The organism is Streptosporangium jomthongense (assembly GCF_042650425.1).
In the GTDB taxonomy this organism is placed as follows: Bacteria; Actinomycetota; Actinomycetes; order Streptosporangiales; family Streptosporangiaceae; genus Streptosporangium.
Genome location: NZ_JBHSBC010000022.1, coordinates 147,050 through 164,701 on the forward strand (window position 1 = coordinate 147,050; position 17,652 = coordinate 164,701).

Annotated in this window: 5 protein-coding genes; 4 read left to right on the forward strand and 1 reads right to left on the reverse strand. The window is 70.9% G+C overall.

Features of this window, described 5'->3' with window-relative positions:
- Positions 1-18: 18 nt before the first annotated feature.
- Entirely contained in the window at positions 19-6,582 is a 6,564-nt protein-coding gene (locus ACFOYY_RS23130; RefSeq protein WP_386191875.1) for an RHS repeat domain-containing protein, read from the reverse strand.
- Between the two features lie 295 nt (positions 6,583-6,877).
- Here ACFOYY_RS23130 and ACFOYY_RS23135 point away from each other — a divergent pair, with 295 nt between their 5' ends.
- The 4 genes from ACFOYY_RS23135 (at position 6,878) to ACFOYY_RS23150 (ending at position 17,645) form a co-directional block, all read left to right on the forward strand.
- A complete protein-coding gene (locus ACFOYY_RS23135; RefSeq protein WP_386191879.1) occupies positions 6,878-11,245 on the forward strand; it encodes a LamG domain-containing protein in 4,368 nt (1,455 codons plus the stop codon).
- Positions 11,246-11,247: 2 nt separating this feature from the next.
- The gene (locus ACFOYY_RS23140; RefSeq protein ID WP_386191882.1) at positions 11,248-12,768 is read left to right on the forward strand and encodes a right-handed parallel beta-helix repeat-containing protein; all 1,521 of its coding nucleotides are present in this window, start codon (positions 11,248-11,250) and stop codon (positions 12,766-12,768) included.
- Between the two features lie 196 nt (positions 12,769-12,964).
- Positions 12,965-17,212: an nSTAND1 domain-containing NTPase gene (locus tag ACFOYY_RS23145; RefSeq protein ID WP_386191885.1), complete on the forward strand. Its 4,248-nt coding sequence runs from the start codon at positions 12,965-12,967 to the stop codon at positions 17,210-17,212.
- An 88-nt stretch (positions 17,213-17,300) separates the two neighbouring features.
- The gene (locus tag ACFOYY_RS23150) at positions 17,301-17,645 is read left to right on the forward strand and encodes an Imm8 family immunity protein (protein ID WP_386191888.1); all 345 of its coding nucleotides are present in this window, start codon (positions 17,301-17,303) and stop codon (positions 17,643-17,645) included.
- Positions 17,646-17,652: the final 7 nt, after the last annotated feature.

The window sequence follows — 17,652 nt, forward strand, 5'->3', positions numbered from 1 at the left end:
GACGTCAGAGGTGACCGGTCACCGGCCGCCGGGCATCGTGAACCAGTACCTTCCGAAGGTCACCGCCGTCACGACGCCCACCTTCGTCGGCGGGGGCATGCCCACGACGCCGAACTCAACGGCCTGCTGACTCGGGTCGGCCACGGAGGCGACCCCGGCGACGGCGACCCCGAACAGGCGGTGGGCGGGCACCGCGATCCCGGCGCTCGCGGCCTCGCCCTGGACGAAGCCGTTGACCGACGCGGGGTCGTTGCCGCCGTTCGTCCAGCCCAGCCGTGCGCTCCCGCCGAAGCCGGGAGCGCCCAGGCTGCCACGTGGTTCGTTGACGGTCACCTGGCCGTACCTGGTGATCGTGAGCCCCGCCGTTCCCCCGGCTCCGCCCATACGGCCGGTGGGCACGATCGCCGTGTAGTCGACCGAGATGTAGTCGGGAGTGAGGTCGTGCCCCATCTGCTTCAGGATGTGGTTCGAGGGGGGAAGTATGTTGGCCCAGGCGCCCTCCCATGCGCAGTTGAAGAGGCCGTCGACGCAGAAGGGCGCCGGCTCCGAATTGTCGATCTTCCGGTCCCAGCCCATCGGGGCGACCTCGTACTCCTGGCAGGGCCGGGCACCGCACGGACCACCGTTCAGAGGCGACATGTTGTCGCCGCGCGGGCGGGCGCCCTGCGGCCCCCAGTCCGCGTTGTCCGCGGTGGGACACGGCCTGGCACCGCACGGACCGCCCTTGAAGCCGGGGTTGTAGGGCGGGTTGTAGTCGTGCGCCGGGTTGTGGGCGCGGTTCTGGTGGGCGCCTCCCTTGCCGTCACTGCACTCGCCGTCGGGGCACGAGCGGTGGATCAGCCCGTCGGGGTCGGTGAAGGAGAGCGGGTTGTTGTTGGCGTAGGTGTAGCCGTTGACCTGCTGGGAGTCCTTGATGTCGATGAGCGGGTCCACCGAGATGAACCGCCCCATGGCCGGGTCGTACTCCCGGGCGCCGAGGTGGGTCAGCCCGGTCTCGTCCATGGTCCCGCCGACGAACCCCTTGTTCATGGAGGTCGGCCACGTCCCGGTGAGGCCGCGCGCCTCGCCGAACGGGGTCATGCGGCGTACGGCGACCGCCTGGGTGTCGGTGTTGGCGATGACGTTGCCCGCGGTGCCGTGCTGGTCGCCGCTGAGCCAGCTGACGGTCGTCGAGGTGTTCCCCGAACGGGTGGCGACGACCTGTCCGCCGTGGGAGTAGTAGCGGGTGCCGGTCTTGGCCCCGCCCGAGGTGGTGTAGCGCAGCTCCTGTCCCGGCAGGTACAGCGTGGCCCCGGCCGGATCACGCTGGACCAGCCGGCCGCCGTCGGCGTCGTAGACGTAGCCGGTCGTGCCGGTGCCGTCCTGCACGGAGGTCAGGCGACCCTCCCTGTCCCAGGTCATGGTCTGGGTCCCGGCGGCCGACGAACGGGTCTTCATGTTGCCCGAGGCGTCGTAGGTGTGGGCGGTCGAGCTCGTGCCCACGCCGTCGGTGGTCGAGGAGGCGCTCAGCCGGTGCGCGCCGTCCGGCACGGTGTAGGTGGTGACGGCGTCACCGGAGGTGGTGCCGTGCTTGACCATCTGTGTCCGGTTGCCGATGTCGTCGTAGGTGTAGGACTGCCAGTACGGGTTCGTCCCGCCGACCACCCCGGCGCTGACCGTCTGCGCGCACGTCGTGGACGTCTGCGTCCACGCCTGTTCGAGCCTGCGCAGGAAGTCGACGCCGAAGCACTGGGTGTCGCCGCCGGCCAGGTCCGACATCCGGGTGACGTTGCCCCCGGCGTCGTAGGCGAGACTCAGCTCGGAGACGACGGCGGGAGAGCTCTCCTTCACGGTCTTGATCGTCTCCAGGCGCCGGGTGTCGCTCTCGTAGACGCGGGAGATGTCGGCGGTCCTGCCCGCGTTGTTCCTCAGCTTGATCTTGGAGACCTCGCCGAAGCTGGTGTGGTCGGTCCCCGTCACGTAGCTGCCGCCCATGGTGGTGCCGAGCGTGGTCGGCAGGTCAAGCGCGTCGTAGCCGTGGCTCAGCTCCTCCTGGCCGAGGGTGCCGACGGCGGGCAGGCGGGTGGTCCTGGGCAGGCCGTTGGGCCAGTAGGTGTTGACGTAGGTGTAGGTGTCGTTCAGGCCCGCCTGCGCGGCCGGGATGCCGTAGACCACCTGGGTCGGCTGGTAGCCGACGGTGTACCCGGTGATCGTCTTGGTGTACTGGTCGGTGCCGTCGTACCTGGTCGACTTCGAGAGCTGTCCCTTGGCGACCGTGTCGTAGACCCATTCGGCACGCTTGTCGCCGGTGACCGAGTCGTCCCGAACGGTCGTCCTACGTCCGAGGGCGTCGTAGGTGAAGGCGGTGACCTGGCCGCTCGCGTTGGTCGCGGTGACCAGGTCACCGGCGTCGTCGTAGGTCTTGGTGACCGTCCCGATGTCGGGGTCGGTGCTGCCGACCAGGCGACCGCGCAGGTCGTAGGTGTAGAGCCACTCGTTGCCCTCGGCGTCGGTCGTCTTGGCGAGCCTGCCCTTGTTGTCGAAGGCGTACGACGTCCTGATGAATCCGGCCGCGCTGCCCGCGACGTTCCCGGTGCGGTACTGACGCGTCTCGACGACCCGTCCGGCCGCGTCCTTCACCGACGAGGTGACGACGCCGCCCGCCGGCGGGGTGACGTCCTCACGGTCGCCTCCGTAGCCGAACACCGTGCGCCAGCGCTCGTCGACCCCTCCCGGGCTGGCGGGAGCCTCGTCCACCAGGTGCACCTGGGCGCTCGTACGGCCCGCGGCGTCGAAGAGGGTGTACTCGGCCGAGGGGACGTCCTGCGCGGGCACGACGAGCGTCGGGCCGGGCGCGGCGTCGGCGAGGTAGGGGTTGTGCGTCTTGAGGACACGTCCGGCCGAGTCGTAGAAGGTGTCGGTCACGACCACGTGGTCGGCCGTACCCGCCGCGTCGGCGCTCTGCGTCTGTCGCTGACGCATCAGGCTGTCGTAGAAGGCGTAGGAGGTGATGTAGTCGCCCGCGTGGTTGAGCCTCCTGCTGGTCACCACGATCGGCCCGGTGTCGCTCACCTGGTAGGCGTGGCCGATCGACGGCTTGTCGGCGTTGGACGACCTGTCGTTGCCCGGCAGCCACACCGCGGTCAACCGGCCGAGGCCGTCGTGGGCCAGGGCGGTCACCCGGCCGTTGGCGTCGGTCGTGGTCCGGGGAAGGCCGAGGGCGGGGTCGAGGACGGTGACGGTCGTCCAGCCGAGCGGGCCGGTGACCGTCTTCCCGGTGAGCGGCGCGCCCGAGGCGGGCGTGTACGCGGTCGTGACGGTGGCGCCGCGCGCGTCGGTCTCGGTCAGCACCCGCCCGTAGGCGTCGTAGGTGACCTTCCTGTCGGTCACGTACGACCAGGTGGACCCGGTGAGGGCCTTGACCGACTCGACCAGGGTGACGTCGCCCTTGGTCGGGGCGGGCGCGCCCTCCCAGGCCGTGGCGCCGTCGTAGGCGGTGCGCACGTCGGTGATCAGGTCCGTCTCGGTCACCGTGCCCGCGGTCACCTTGGCCTTGGCCGTGGCGCAGTCCAGCGCGAAGCTGCGCACGCGCGAGACCCGGTCGACCAGCCAGATGCCGGCGTTGCGGGTGTACTCGGTGGTGGAGCACTCCTCGTCGCCGGTGACCGCGTCGTCCCCCTTGTCCTCGGCCCACACCGGCATGCCGTAGGCGTCGAACTCGGTGAAGGAGGTGGTCGTACGGGGTGCCCTGCCGCCGTCCCTGGTGGTGCGGGTGTAGGTGGCGCCGTTGTCGACGAGGCGGGCGTGGACCGTCGAACCGTCGATCGTACGGCTGGCGGTCGGGTCCGACTGCCAGGGCCGGTAGACCGTGGCCCCGATCTCCACGCCGTTGACGTCGCGGGAGACGACCTCGCGGACCATGCCGGCGAAGGCGTCCTCGTCGGCCGTCGCGGGGGCGCCGCCCGCGGCGGGCATCGTCACCGACCGGGTTCCCGAGGGCAGCCGGTCGCCGTTCATCCCCCGGAAGTAGCGGGTCTCCTCCAGGACGCGGGTGGGTCCCTCACCGGTGGTCCTGGTGACCAGGCCGTAGCCGCGCCACACCGACCAGGTCTTGTCGTCGTCCTGGAGCAGGCCGTCCTCGTCGGTGTAGTGCCAGGCGGGGGCGCCGCCGTACGTGAAGCCGGTGATCGTCCGGGGGGAGGAGCCGGTCGCCTCGGCCTGGGTCACCTGGGACACCACGTACTTGTGGAAGAAGTCGGTGATGGGTTCGGTGTGGCCGGACGGCGTCCACTTGACCGGGTAGCACCGCAGGCCGTGGTCGTGCAGGTTGTCCAGGGCGGGCGTCCTGGTGCCCGCGACGCAGTCGGCGCCGGCGTAGGTGACGTCGATCGTGCTCCCGGTCTCCGTCTTGATCGCACCGATCCGGTACCTGTTCATCGCCGGGTACTGGTCGCCCGCGGTGTCGACGCGGTTGGGCAGCAGCTTGGGGGTGAACCGCACCTTGGGCAGCGTCACCGCCGAACCGGTCTCGGTGCTCGCCCGGCCGGTGTGGGTGATGGTGTTCAGCCACAGCACGGGGGTGACCGAGGTGCCCGAGCCCCGGTCGTCGGGGTCGGGGAAGGTGTGGTCGAAGGTCCACGACTCCACGTCACGCCAGGCGGTCCCGGCGGTGTTCCACACCTGGGTGGTGACGGTCGAGAGCCGCTTGGTCGTCCAGAAGGTCGGGGAGATCTGCTGCGGCTTGCACGGGGAGGCGGTGCACTCCTGGTCGAAGGGCACATCCGGCCAGTGGGCGGCGTCCTTGGTCCCGCAGTCGGCCAGGCAGCGGTCGGCCGTGCCGAGCACCACCCGCATCTGCGGGGCGTCGTCCAGGCCGCGCGTGCCGTACTCGATCTTCTCCGGGTAGCCCGCCCTGTCGTAGTCGGCGGCGTCCGTCGTGGTGGAGTTGCGGCTGTAGCGGTTGGTCTCCTTGGCGTAGGAGACGCGCATCGTGTTGCCGTGGGTGTCGACCACGTAGTCGAGCTGCCAGCGGAAGGCCTGACGGCAGCTCGACGCGGCGAAGGTGCTCTGGTGGCACGCCTCCCCCGCGTGGTTGCCGAAGACCGGCACGCTCAGCGTGGACTGCGAGCCCGCGCGTCCGCCGAACCAGTACTGGGTGCCGTCGGTGTCGGTGGCGACCCACCACTCCCCGTTGTCGTCGCCGTTGGTCGTGCCGGTGCGCCGCTCGACCTTCAGGCCGTCGTCGTCGCGCAGGTGCCAGCGGTCGCCGTTCCTGATCAGCTCACCGGAGTGGCCGGGCAGTGACAGCGTCGCGTTGTCGGTGACCCAGCACAGGTCACCGGTCTCGGCCTGGTTGTTCGCGCCGTTCTCCATGTCCTTGGAGCAGGCGCCGTAGCGGCGTTCGATGAAGCCGGGGTTCCAGTCGAAGCCCTCCCCGACCCAGGAGGGCTGGGTGTTGGCCGCGGCCATGAGGCCGTCCACGCGTGCCGAGGAGTACGACAGCGTGAGCTGCGGCTCGGGTCCGCCGAGGCCGGGCGGCACCCGCATCGGGTAGGACCAGGTGAAGTCGCCGCTGTTGCCGCCGGTGTTCCACGTCGACGACGGGGTGAGCGAGGTGGCGGCGTAGTCCCCGGTGGGACCGGAGGAGTCGGCGGCGAGCATGACCAGCCCGGTGGCGTTCACCTGGGCGCTGACCGTGCCCTTGTCCCTGTCCACGGTTGAGGGCAGCTCGACGGGGCCGCACCCGGGAGCCGTCCCGGTCGGGGCCGCGTCGGGGGTCGGGGAGACGGCCGGGGAGTCGGGGGGCTGCAGGGGCAGGGAGCCGGGGGTGGGACCGGAGGACATGCGGGTGGGGGTGGCCACGGGGGTGGCCGTGGAGGTGACGCGTGGCAGGGGCACGGTGCTGGGGGTGGGGGTGAGGGCGGGGACGGGCCCGGTCGGGGCGGGGATGGGGGTCCTGGTCCCTGTGCCCGCGGGAACGGGAGTCTCGGGCGGTGTGGGAGTGGAGGCGGCGGTGTGCTCGGGAGCGGGGGAGGCCGTGTGCGCGGGGGTGAGAACGCACGTGGAGACGCTCCACAGCCGCAGCCGGGAGGCCCAGTCGCCGCCGACGGCCGAGGCCATGCCCCGGTAGTCCACGGTGAGCCGCACCTTGTCTTCGGCACCCTGAACCTTGTCGGTACGGGTCAGGCGCAGCGTCAGGGCGTCACGGCTCTGCCCGACCGAGAGGTTCTCCACCCGCACGGTCGCCGGGCCGTGGCCGGCCGTGGCCGCGAGCCACACCGGCAGCCCGCCCGCGCGCACCGCCGTACCGCCGTCGGCGCTCCTGCCCGCCGCACCGTCCGGTACGGCGGGCAGGACGACGTCGGCGCTCTCCCGCCCGGGCCACACGGGCCGCTCGGGTCTCCACGCCTTGACCTTGGGCACCTTGCCCGGCGTCGGTGGTTCGAACCGTTTCACCTTCACCGCGCGTTCCCGTGGGGGTCCGGTGGTGGCGGCCGAGGCGACCCCTCCGACCTCACCGGCGACAAGGGACGCGGCCAGCATGGTCGTCATCACCGTCGTCATCACCGCCGCGCCGACCAGTTTTCGGTTTCGTTTCCGCATAGGGACGTTCCTCGCCATGGGAGAAAGTGGCACTTTTCCGCCGATCGCACCTGATGGGCTTTATGCGCGAAAAGCCGCCTAACCAGGTGAAAAATAATTGCACTTCTCTTATCTCCACATCGCCGGAAATCTGCCATTTTTGGCTGGTTTACTGCCATTTTTGACAGCGCGGCGACCTTGACGAGATGCCGACGGCTACAGTCCAGCCCGGCAAGATCTACTCGGATAGGGGAAAACGGTGGCGGCACTTCGGCGGTCGGCCGTACTCGCAGCGTCGTTATTGATGATCATCGGCATGGTGTCCGCGACCGGCACCCCGGCGGCGGCGCAGTCGCCCCCGACCGCCGCCCCCGACTGCGCCGAATCGGTGCCTCGGACCGACGCGGCGATCAAGATGTCCAGGGCGTGCAAGACCAGGGTCGAGGTGGAGAGCGAACGCACCCCCACCACCCAGGTCTTCGTCAACCCCGACGGCAGCAGCACCGTCGAGCAGTACGCCCACCCCCGCCGGGTACGGCAGGCCGACGGCACCTGGACGAAGCCGGACCCCACCCTGGCGCCCGGAACCGACGGCCTCCTGCGGCCCAGGGCCTCGACGGTCGACGTCCGCCTGTCGGGCGGCGGCACCGGCCCCCTCGTGCGGGCCGTACAGGGCAAGGCCGAGCTGGCCCTCTCCTGGCCCTCCAGCCTGCCTCAGCCCACGGTGAGCGACGCCCGCGCGACCTACCCCGACGTGCTCGACGGCGTCGACCTCGTGGTGACCGCGCTCGACACCGGTTTCTCCTTCGTGCTGGTGGTCAAGACCCGCGAGGCCGCGAAGAACCCGGCCCTGCGGGAGATCACCCTGCCCACGGCCCTGACCGGCCTGAAGTGGGACGGGCCTCGCGCCGTGGACAAGCAGGGCAGGACGGTGTTCGCCGCCGACGCCCCCGCGATGTGGGACTCCTCGGGAAAACAGCCCTCGACCGCGGCCGCTCCGGCCGAGGACGCCAGGAGCGCGCCCGTCGAACTGGGCGTCGCGGCGGGCCGCGGACTCACCCTCAAGCCTGACACCGCCCTGCTGACCGACCCCAAGACGACGTTCCCGCTGTTCATCGACCCCACGGTCGGTTACACGTACTGGACGATGATCAACGAGGCGGCCCCGAACCAGTCGTACTGGGACTACGACCGGCGCAACTGCTCCGGCGGCTGGGACACCGACTGCGCGAAGGTCGGCTACTACCCCAGCGGCAACGACGGCGCCACCTACTCGCGCTACCGGTCGATGTTCCAGTTCTCCGCCGCCCCCTTCTCCGGCAAGCAGATCCTCGCCGGCTCCCGGTTCACCATCGACCTGCTCAGCTCGACCTCCTGCTCCGACAGCACCACCTGGCTGCACACGGTCGGCACGACCCTGGGGCCCGGCACGACCTGGAACGCCGAATTCTCGAAGTGGAGCGGCACCGAGGTCTCCAGCGTCGCCAACAACAGCTGCCAGTACGCCAGGAAGTTCACCGAGTTCCCGCTGGACTCGTGGGTGGTGTCCGGCCGGCAGTACGGCGGCTGGCTCACCCTCGGCCTGCGGGCCGACGACGAGGACAGCTCGTCGGGCTGGAAGAAGTTCGACGCCACCACCGCCAGGCTCATCGTCAACACCAACACCGTCCCCAGCCCGCCCGGCTCGCTGACCGTGGACGGCAAGGCGTGCGCCACCGGCGGCGAACGGCCGTACGTGAGCACGCTGACGCCGAGCTGGCGCGCCTACCTGGCCGACGGCGACGGCGAGGCGATGACCGCCTCCTTCTACTGGCAGGCCATCGACCCGGCCGGAGCCCAGCAGGGACCGTTGACGCAGTCGAGCGTGGGCTCGGGGACGACGGCCGTGGTCACCCCGACCTCCGGCATCGCCGACAACACCGCCTACCGCTTCTGGGCCAGGGCGTCCGACGCCAACGCCACCAGCGACGAGTCGGTCAAGTGCGAGTTCGTCACCGACACCGTCAGGCCGCAGACGGCGACCGTGACCTCCGACGTCTACCCCGAGAGCGACAACGTCGCGGGCGGTGTCGGCCAGACCGGTAAGTTCACCTTCCAGAGCTCCCCCGACGTGGCCTCCTACAAGTGGGGCTTCTCCGACCCGCCCTCCACGGTCGCCATCCCCACCTCGGTCGGCGCCCCCGTGACCGTCGGCTGGACCCCCACCGAGGGCGGCGCCCACACCCTGTACGTGGTCGCGGTGGACCGCGCGGGCAACCAGTCGCCGCGTAGGACCCACTCCTTCGTCGTCGGCTCACCGGAGCCCGAGCTGGCCAGGTGGCTGCTCAACGACGCCCCCGGGTCGGCCACGGCCTTCGACGACACCGACAAGGGACGCGCCCTGACGATCAACGGCGGCGCCACCCTGGGCGAGCCCGGACGGCTGGCGCCCGGCCCCGACGGCAGGTCGCGCAGCGCGCTGCGCGTCGACAGCGCCGACGACTACGCCAGCCGGGCCGACTTCCTCAACACCGCGACCAGCTTCACGGTCTCCGCCTGGGTCAAACTGGCGGGCAAGGGCGCCGACAGCACCGTGGTCTCGCAACGGGGCACCGGCAACCGCGCCTTCTTCCTCTCCTACCTCGCGGCCCAGGACCGGTGGGCGATGACCATCCCGTCGCAGGACACCGCGGGGGCCACCGCCTCGTCCGCCCTGTCGACCACCGTACCGAGGGCCGGCGTCTGGACCCACCTCACCGGCGTGTACGACGCGGGGATCAGGTCCGTGCAGCTGTACGTCAACGGCACCCTGGAGGCCACCGTCGGCGACGTCACCGCCTGGGACGCCTCCGGCGCCTTCCAGGTCGGCGGCGGCTGGGGCGGCTCCCCCCTCGACGGCGCGGTCGCCGAGGTCAGGGCGTGGAACCGGGCCATCGCCACCACCGAGGCGGCGGCCATCGCCGACCCCACGCTGAACAGCAAGGTGGCCGAGTGGCACTTCGAGGAGGTCGGGCCGGGACCGGCCCACGACTCCTCCGGCATGTTCCGCGACCTCACCTTCTACGGCGGCGTGCAGGTCCCGCCCTCCGGCGCGGGGCACGGCGGCGCGACCGGTCTCCGTCTCGACGGCGTCGACGACTACGTGGCACCGGACGACCCGGTCGTCCTCACCGACCAGTCGTTCACCGTCTCCACCTGGGTACGGCCCTCGGACCTGATCCGCGCCCAGACGTTCGTCTCCGGCGGGTTCACCCTGTACTACGAGCCGGGCGGCGACGGTAAGTGGGTCTTCTCGATGCCCGCCTCGGCGACCGACACCGCCAACTCCACCTTCGCGATCACCTCCGTGGCCAACCCCACCGAGTACCACCACCTGGTCGGCATCTTCGACGCCCAGCAGCGCCACCTGCGGCTCTACGTCGACGGGGCGCTCAAGGTCACCGTGGGGATGCGCCCGCAGTGGCAGCCGTGGCGCTCCCAGCAGCCCCTGCTGATCGGCAAGGGCGCCTCGGGCGGCTTCGTCAAGGGCGACCTCGACGAGATCCAGATCTTCCAGGGCGTCGTCCCCGACGTCGCCGGTCCCACCGGGGTCGTGCGAGGCCTCGTCGACTTCAACGGCGACGGCAAGGCCGACTTCTGCCGCCGGGTCGGCGCGGTGCCCAACAGCAAGGTGGCGTGCACGCTGTCCACCGGCAGCGGGTACGGCATCACCATCACCTCCGGCGTGCTCGACTGGGGTCAGGACGCGGGCCGGGCCTGGGTGGACGTCAACGGCGACGGCAAGACGGACTTCTGCCGGCTGCGCGGCACCCAGAACCACGTCGACGCCTACGCCAGCTGCACCCTCTCCACCGGCAGCGCCTTCGGCATGGAGGTCAACTCCCGCAACTTCGACCGGGGCTTCCCCGAGGACCGGGCCTGGGTTGACGCGACCGGCGACGGAAAGATCGACTACTGCCGCCGGGTCGGCGGTGTCCCCGAGTCCCGCCTGGCCTGCACGCCGTTCACCTCCGGCGGGTTCGGTGAGACCTTCATCTCCGACGTGCTCGACTGGGGCCAGACCACCGGCCGGGCCTGGGTCGACGTGAACTCCGACGGCAAGGCCGACTACTGCCGGATCCGCGGCACCCAGAACCACACCGACGGCTACCTCAGCTGCGCCCCCTCGACCGGCACCGGCTTCGGCAGGGACGTCAACTCCGGCAACACCGACTGGGGTTACACCGAGGACCGGTCCTGGACCGACGTCAACGGGGACGGCAACGCCGACTACTGCCGCAGCGTGGGAGCCACCTCCGCCAGGACCATCGCCTGCAACACCTCGACCGGCACCGGCTTCGGCCCGCTGTTCCTCTCCGGCGCGCTCGACTGGGGCCAGGCGACCGGCCGGGCGTGGGTGGACGCGACCGGTGACGGAAAGGCCGACTTCTGCCGGGTGTTCGGCACCCAGAACCACGTCGACACGCACGTCGGCTGCCTGACCTCGACCGGCACCGGCTTCGGCGCCGAAATCACCTCGGACACGATCGACCAGGGCTACCCGGAGGGACGCAACTGGTCCGACGCCAACGGCGACGGAAAGATCGACTACTGCCGCCGCACCGGCTTCGCCACCGACCAGAAGGTCGGCTGCACGCCGGCGACCGGCACCGGCTTCGGCACCTCCTTCTACTCGGGCGCCCTCGACTGGGGACTGGTGAACTGACCATGAGCACACGACCGACGACAAGACTCGGGACGGCCCTGTTCACGCTGCTCGTCGCGACCGCCGTACCGGGGGCCGCGCGGGCCGGGACCGGCCCGTCGTCCGCCGGCTGCATCCCGTCGGGCACCGAGACCGCGATCAACGCCGCTTTGACGGGGCCCGGCGCCCAGGCGGTGCTCTGCCAGGGCGCGGTGTTCACCCTGTCCGAGCCGGTCCGCTTCACCGCCGCCGACCAGGAGCTGCTCACCGAGGGCCTGCCCGAGGGCACGACACGCGCCACCCTGCGCCTCGCCTCCGCGACCGTCACCACCGCCGTCGACGGAGTCGGCCGGAGCCGGGTGGCCGTACGAAACGTCCAGATCGACGGCGACCGCCCCACCCTCGGGCAGAGGACCGGGTCGGCCCTGGTCCAGATGGGCGGCGCCGCCACCGGGCAGATCGTGGAGAACAGCGCCATCAGGAACCCGCGAAGCTGGTCGGCGCTGCACTACTACGAGGGCGCCGTCAGCTCGGGGACGCCGCAGTGCCAGGGCGCCCGGATCACCGGCAACCGCGTCGGCCCCGCGGGCGTCGACCGGCCGAGCGGCCAGTGGGCCGACGGGATCTCGCTGGCCTGCGGCGACTCCGTCGTGAGCGGCAACACGGTCGTGGACGCCACCGACGGCGGCATCGTCATCTTCGGCGCCCCCGGCTCGACCATCGAGAACAACACCGTGCGGGCCGAACACAGCGAACTGCTCGGCGGCATCAACCTGGTCGACATCGCCCCGGTCGACGGCAACTACACCGGCACGACGGTCCGCGGCAACGTGGTCGACGCCAAGAGCGCCTTCATCAAGGTCGGCATGGCCATGGGCTGGCAGGTGTGGACGTGCGGAACCGGCACCGTCCACGGCGCGACCGTGACCGGCAACACCCTGCGCGGCCTGCACATGGGGTACGGCTACGCGGTCAACGGCGTCCGCGACTGGACCGTCACCGGCAACGTGGACGAGTCCCGGCACGTCGGCGTCCCGACCACGGGCTGCGGCGGCACCCCGCTGTCACGGCCGGGCGGCTACCAGGTGCAGGCGGCCTCGACCTCGACCCTGCAGCCGGAGTTCGCCTCCGGGCAGGTCCACCACGTGCTGGGCGTCACCGAGCCCGCGATCCTCAAGGTCGGCACCGCCCCCACGGCCTGTATCTGGTTCCAACCCGACGAGGCCCTGTTCCCCGGGGCGTCCCAGACCTCCTGCGACGGGCGTTTCAAACTGACCTACCGCCGGGACGGCGACCTGGTCCTCACCCAGGTGAACGTCGCCGCCCCCCTGTGGTCCTCCGGTACGGCGGGCAGTCCCGGCGCGGTCGCGTTGATGCAGCAGGACGGCAACTTCGTCATCTACGACGCGGCCGGAGTCGCCCTGTGGTCGACCAGGACCGGCGGCTCCTCCGGCGCCCGCCTGGCCGTACAGGACGACGGCAACGTCGTCGTCTACACCCCCACCGGCACCCCTCTCTGGAGCACCCGCACCGGAGGCCGGTAACCCCCCGCGAGACGTCCTCCGGCCACGTCCGGCGAAAGACCGCATGGACGGTGGCCGGGGCGGCGCGGGGCGGGCGACGGTGCCGCTCTTGAAACATCCGTCGTGATCGGTAGCGCTGTCCCCTCCGTATCGATGATGCTGTGGAGAGGATCTGCTTTCCCGCAGGGGAGCCACGCCTTCAGATCAGGAGCGATAGGTGGAGCGCCAGGAGGCATCGGACGGAGTACCCCTGTCTCCGGAACAGATCTCGGCCGCCCAGCAGGGGGCCCGGGGCTGGGTGCTCCGGGCGGCCGGCCGCCAGTTGGCAAAGGCGACGCCGCGACTGCTCCTGGCGACTCTGTGCGCCAGCGCGCTGACTCCGCTGGCCCTGGCCGAACCGGGGCTGGCGGTGCAACTGGCCGGGATGAACGTCATCGGATCGGTCGGCGGCAACATGCTGGCCACCGTCATCAGCTCCGCTCTGGACACCGCCATCGCCCGTACCGGCGGCACCGAGGAGGAGCGTGCCGCGCGCCTGGAAGAAGAACTGGCCGTACGGCTGGAAGAGGCCCTGCGGTTGGGGGACGCCCGTGCCGACGCGCTGGCCGAGGCCCTGGTGGCGACGCTGGAGGCGGTGGACGCCACCCGCGCGGCTCTCGGCGAGGCGCTCGCCGGTGGGCATGCGGAGCTGCTGGAACGGATGGCGTCGGGCTTCGCCGAACTGGGCCGGCAGAACACGGCACTGGCGCCGATGCTGGAGCGGCTCGACGCGGCGGCCGGGGAGATCCAGGAGATCCTCTACCAGCAGGACGCCGAGCGCCGCCACCAGACCGCGTTGCTGGTCACGGTACGCGATCGGCTGAATGTTCTGGAGCGCCGTCTCACGACGGGGGTGTCCTCGGCGCCGGAACCGCAGTGGATCGGCGGTTGCCCCTATCAAGGGCTGGCGCCGTTCGGGCCGGCGCAGGCGACGGTCTTTCACGGGCGCGGACAGGCCGTCTCCCGGCTGGTCGCCATGGTCAACGGCGGAGGCCTCGTCGTCGTGACCGGGGCATCCGGTGTGGGAAAGTCCTCACTCCTGCATGCCGGGCTGCTGCCCACGCTCACGGCTCCGTCTCCCCACCATGATCTCGATGACGCGCATCAGATCACCTTCACCCCGGGGACGACCCCCTTACGGCGCCTGGCACGGGAGCTCGCGGTCCCGTGCGGCGCCGACAGCGGCGCGGTCCTCGGCGAACTGCGTGAAGATCCCGCGCAGGCCGCCGACTGGACACGGCAGATGCTGTCCGCCGTGATGATCCGCCGGCGGCAGCAGGGCGGGAACGGCGAGGGGCCGCGAAAAGTGGTGATGGTGGTCGATCAGTTCGAGGAGCTGTTCACCCTGTCCGCTGAGGGACCCGCGGAGAGGGCCGCCTTCGTGGACGCGCTGCACTCGATCGCGACGGGAGGGTCCGGGGTGGTCGTGGTGGCCGTACGCGGCGATTTCGTCGTGGAGCATTGCGCCGCCCACAGCGCGCTGGCACGGGCCCTGGAAGAGCGCATGTTCGTGCTTGAGCCGATGCGTGAGGCGGAGTTGCTGCGGGCCATCACCGGACCCGCGGCCGCGGCCGGGCTTGAGGTGGAGAAGGACCTGGCCGAGCAGGTGGTACGGGAGTTGGCGGGGCACCTGCGAGCCCCGGAAGACGTGGGGACGGCGCTGCCTCTGCTGTCGATGACGATGGTGCGGATCTGGGAGAACCGCGACGGCGATCGGCTGACCCGGCAGGGATACGACCGTTCCGGCGGTGTGGCCTCCGCCGTCCAGGACGCCGCCGAAAGAGTGTATGGCCGCTTGGACCCCGAACAGCAGGAGATATCCAGGCGCGTCATCATGGCGCTCGTGCTCCTGAACGACGACGGGCATGTCGTCCGCCGCCGTTTGAGTGTCGACGAGTTGACCGTCCTCTGCGCGGAGCGGCCTGAAGCCGTCAGAGAGGTGGTCACGGCCTTCACCGAAGACCGGCTCATGGTCACCACCGAGACCGTCGAACTCGCCCATGATGTGCTGACGACGGCGTGGAGTCGTCTGCGTGGCTGGCTGGACGACGACCGCGTCGACCGGATTCTGCACGGAAAGATCGAGAAGGCCGCCGCCGAGTGGGACGCGAAAGAGCGCGAATCCTCTTTTCTCTACCACGGCGCGCAACTGGAGCACGCCGGGACGGCCGGAGCGCGCTGGCGTGCCGACCCCCGGCGTGGTCTCCGGCTGACCTCCGTGGCCGAGGAGTTCCTTCGTGCCGGTACCGCCGCCGCCGCACGGAACCGGCGCCTGTGGCGAACGGTGCTCGTGGGACTTGGCGTCCTGGGCGTGGGATTGGTCGGCGTCTCGGTGTTTCTGGTCTTCTCCAACCAGGAAGTCGGCCGACAGCGCGATGCGGTACAACAGCGGAGCAACGAGATCATGTCCCGCCAGGTGGCCGCTCACAGCGAGACGCTGTCCGCCGATCCCGTGACGTCGGCCCGGCTGGCCGTGGCGGCATGGGCCATCGCGCCGACCGACGAGGCGCGGGCCGGCCTGGTGGCGGTTCTCAGCAGACCCGAACGTGCGGTCCTGGCAGGTCGCGCGGGCGCGGTCGAATCCGTGGCCTTCAGCCCGGACGGCTCCCGGCTCGCCACCGCGGAGACCGGCGGCGCCGTACGTCTTTGGGACACCGCCACCTACAGGCGACTGGGTTCCCCCATGACCGGTCATGAGGGAGCCGTACGATCCGTGGCCTTCAGCCCGGACGGGACCCGCCTGGCCACCGCCGGCAGCGACGGGACGACGCGGGTGTGGGATCTCACCACACACGAACAGCTCGGCGCCCCCATGAAGGGCCACGACGACGAGATCCAGTCCGTGGCCTTCAGCCCGGACGGCTCCCGCCTGGTCACCACCGGCGGTAAGACCCACATGTGGGACCTCACGACCCGCGAACGGGTCGGCGCCCCGATGGCCGGGACATGGTCGGCCGCCTTCAGCCCGGACGGGTCACGCCTGGTCACCGCGGACGACGACGGCGCCGTACACCTGTGGGACACCCGCACCCACGCGCGGATCGGAGCCCCGATGAAGGGCCACGACGGCGTGGTGTGGTCGGTCGCCTTCAGCCCGGACGGGTCACGCGTCGCCAGCGCCGGAATCGACGGCACCGTCCGCATCTGGGACACCGCCTCTCGTGAACAGGTGGGCAGCCCGATGACCGGCCACAAAGGGGCCGTACGGTCCGTGGCCTTCAGCCCGGACGGAGCCCAGCTCGCCACGGTCGGCGACGACGGGACAGCGCGGGTGTGGGATCCCGCCACCCACAGGCAGATCGGCGCCCCGATGAGCAGCCACCAGCACCCGTCCTCAGTGGCTTTCAGCCCTGACGGGGCGCGGCTGGCCACCTCCGGGAACGACGGCGTACGGCTGTGGGACGTCACCGTCCACAGACAGGTCGGCGTCCCGATGGGAAGACTCGGCGGCTCGGTACGCAAGGCGGTCTTCAGCCCGGACAGGACCCGGCTGTTCACCACAGGAGGCGACGGCGCGGCACAGCTTTGGGACCTGGCCACCCGCCGTCCCCTGGGAGACCCGTTGGCCGGCCATGTGGGCGAGCTCTTCTCGGTCGCCCTAAGCCCGGATGGGACTCGCCTGGCCACCGCCGGAGGCGACGGGACCGTCCGTCTGTGGGACGTGATCAATCATCGGCGGCTCGGAGAGCCGCTGGTCGGCCACACGGGTCCGGTGGAGTCCGTGGCGTTCAGCCCGGACGGCTCCCGGCTCGCCACCACCGGTGACGACGGGACCGCCCGGATCTGGGATCTGGCCACCTACCGGCAGCTCGGCAAGCCGGTCAGTGAAGGCCAGGGCCCGCTCTTCTCAGCCGTCTTCAGCCCGGACGGATCGCGCCTGGCCGTCGCGGGGAGCGACGGGGCCGTTCGTGTGTGGGATCCGGAAACCCGCCGACAGCTGGGCGACCCGTTCGTCGGACACAAGGGCCCGGTCTTCTCCATCGCCTTCGATCCGAGCGGATCCCGACTCGCCAGCGCCGGAGGCGACGGTACGGCACGGCTCTGGGAGGTGGCCACCCACCGGCAGATCAGAGCTCCGCTGACCGGGCACGAAGGTCCGGTACAGACCGTGGCCTTCAGCCCGGACGGGACCCGCCTGGCCACCGCCGGAGGCGACGGTACGGCCCGGCTCTGGGAGGTGGCCACCCATCGGCAGATCGGTGATTCGCTGACCGCTCATGAAGGGCCGGTCTACTCGGCCGCGTTCAGCTCGGACGGTTCCCGGCTCGTCACCACGGGGATGACGGTGCGGATCTGGGACGTGGAGCTGCCCGACGAGCTGGCCGGGGCGGTCTGCGCCGTCGCGGGCCGGCCATTCGACCAGCGGGAATGGCGGCGGTTCATTCCGTATGAGCCGTACCGTCAGAGCTGCTCCGCTCCCCGGTGAGCTCGGTGAACTCCCGAGACGGCATGCGTGCAATCGCTGCCGCGTATATGGGAGGACGTCTCGTCATGGTCCGCGGAATGATGTGGCGATGCGAGCACGGGTGAACTCCTTCCGCTGGGTCGATCTCGAAGACGGGCGGCGCGTCGACCGGACCCACGCCTGCGAACTCCTGGAGATGTACGTCGGCCCGCAGGACGGGCCGGGTGACGAACAGTTCTCCCTCACGGTCTGCACGCCGTCCGCCCTCGCCGAGCAGCTCCAGCACCACCCCTACCTCATCGGCAGGCACTGGCTCCTCGTCTCCGAGCTTCACCCCGACCGGGTGACCGCCTGGCTTGCCGACCGCGTCGCCGTGCTGGAGGCCCCGACCTGGGGCGAACTCGCCGCGAAGATCGGCCGCATCGGACACTGGGAGTTCGAGGACTACCCCTGACCCGGAG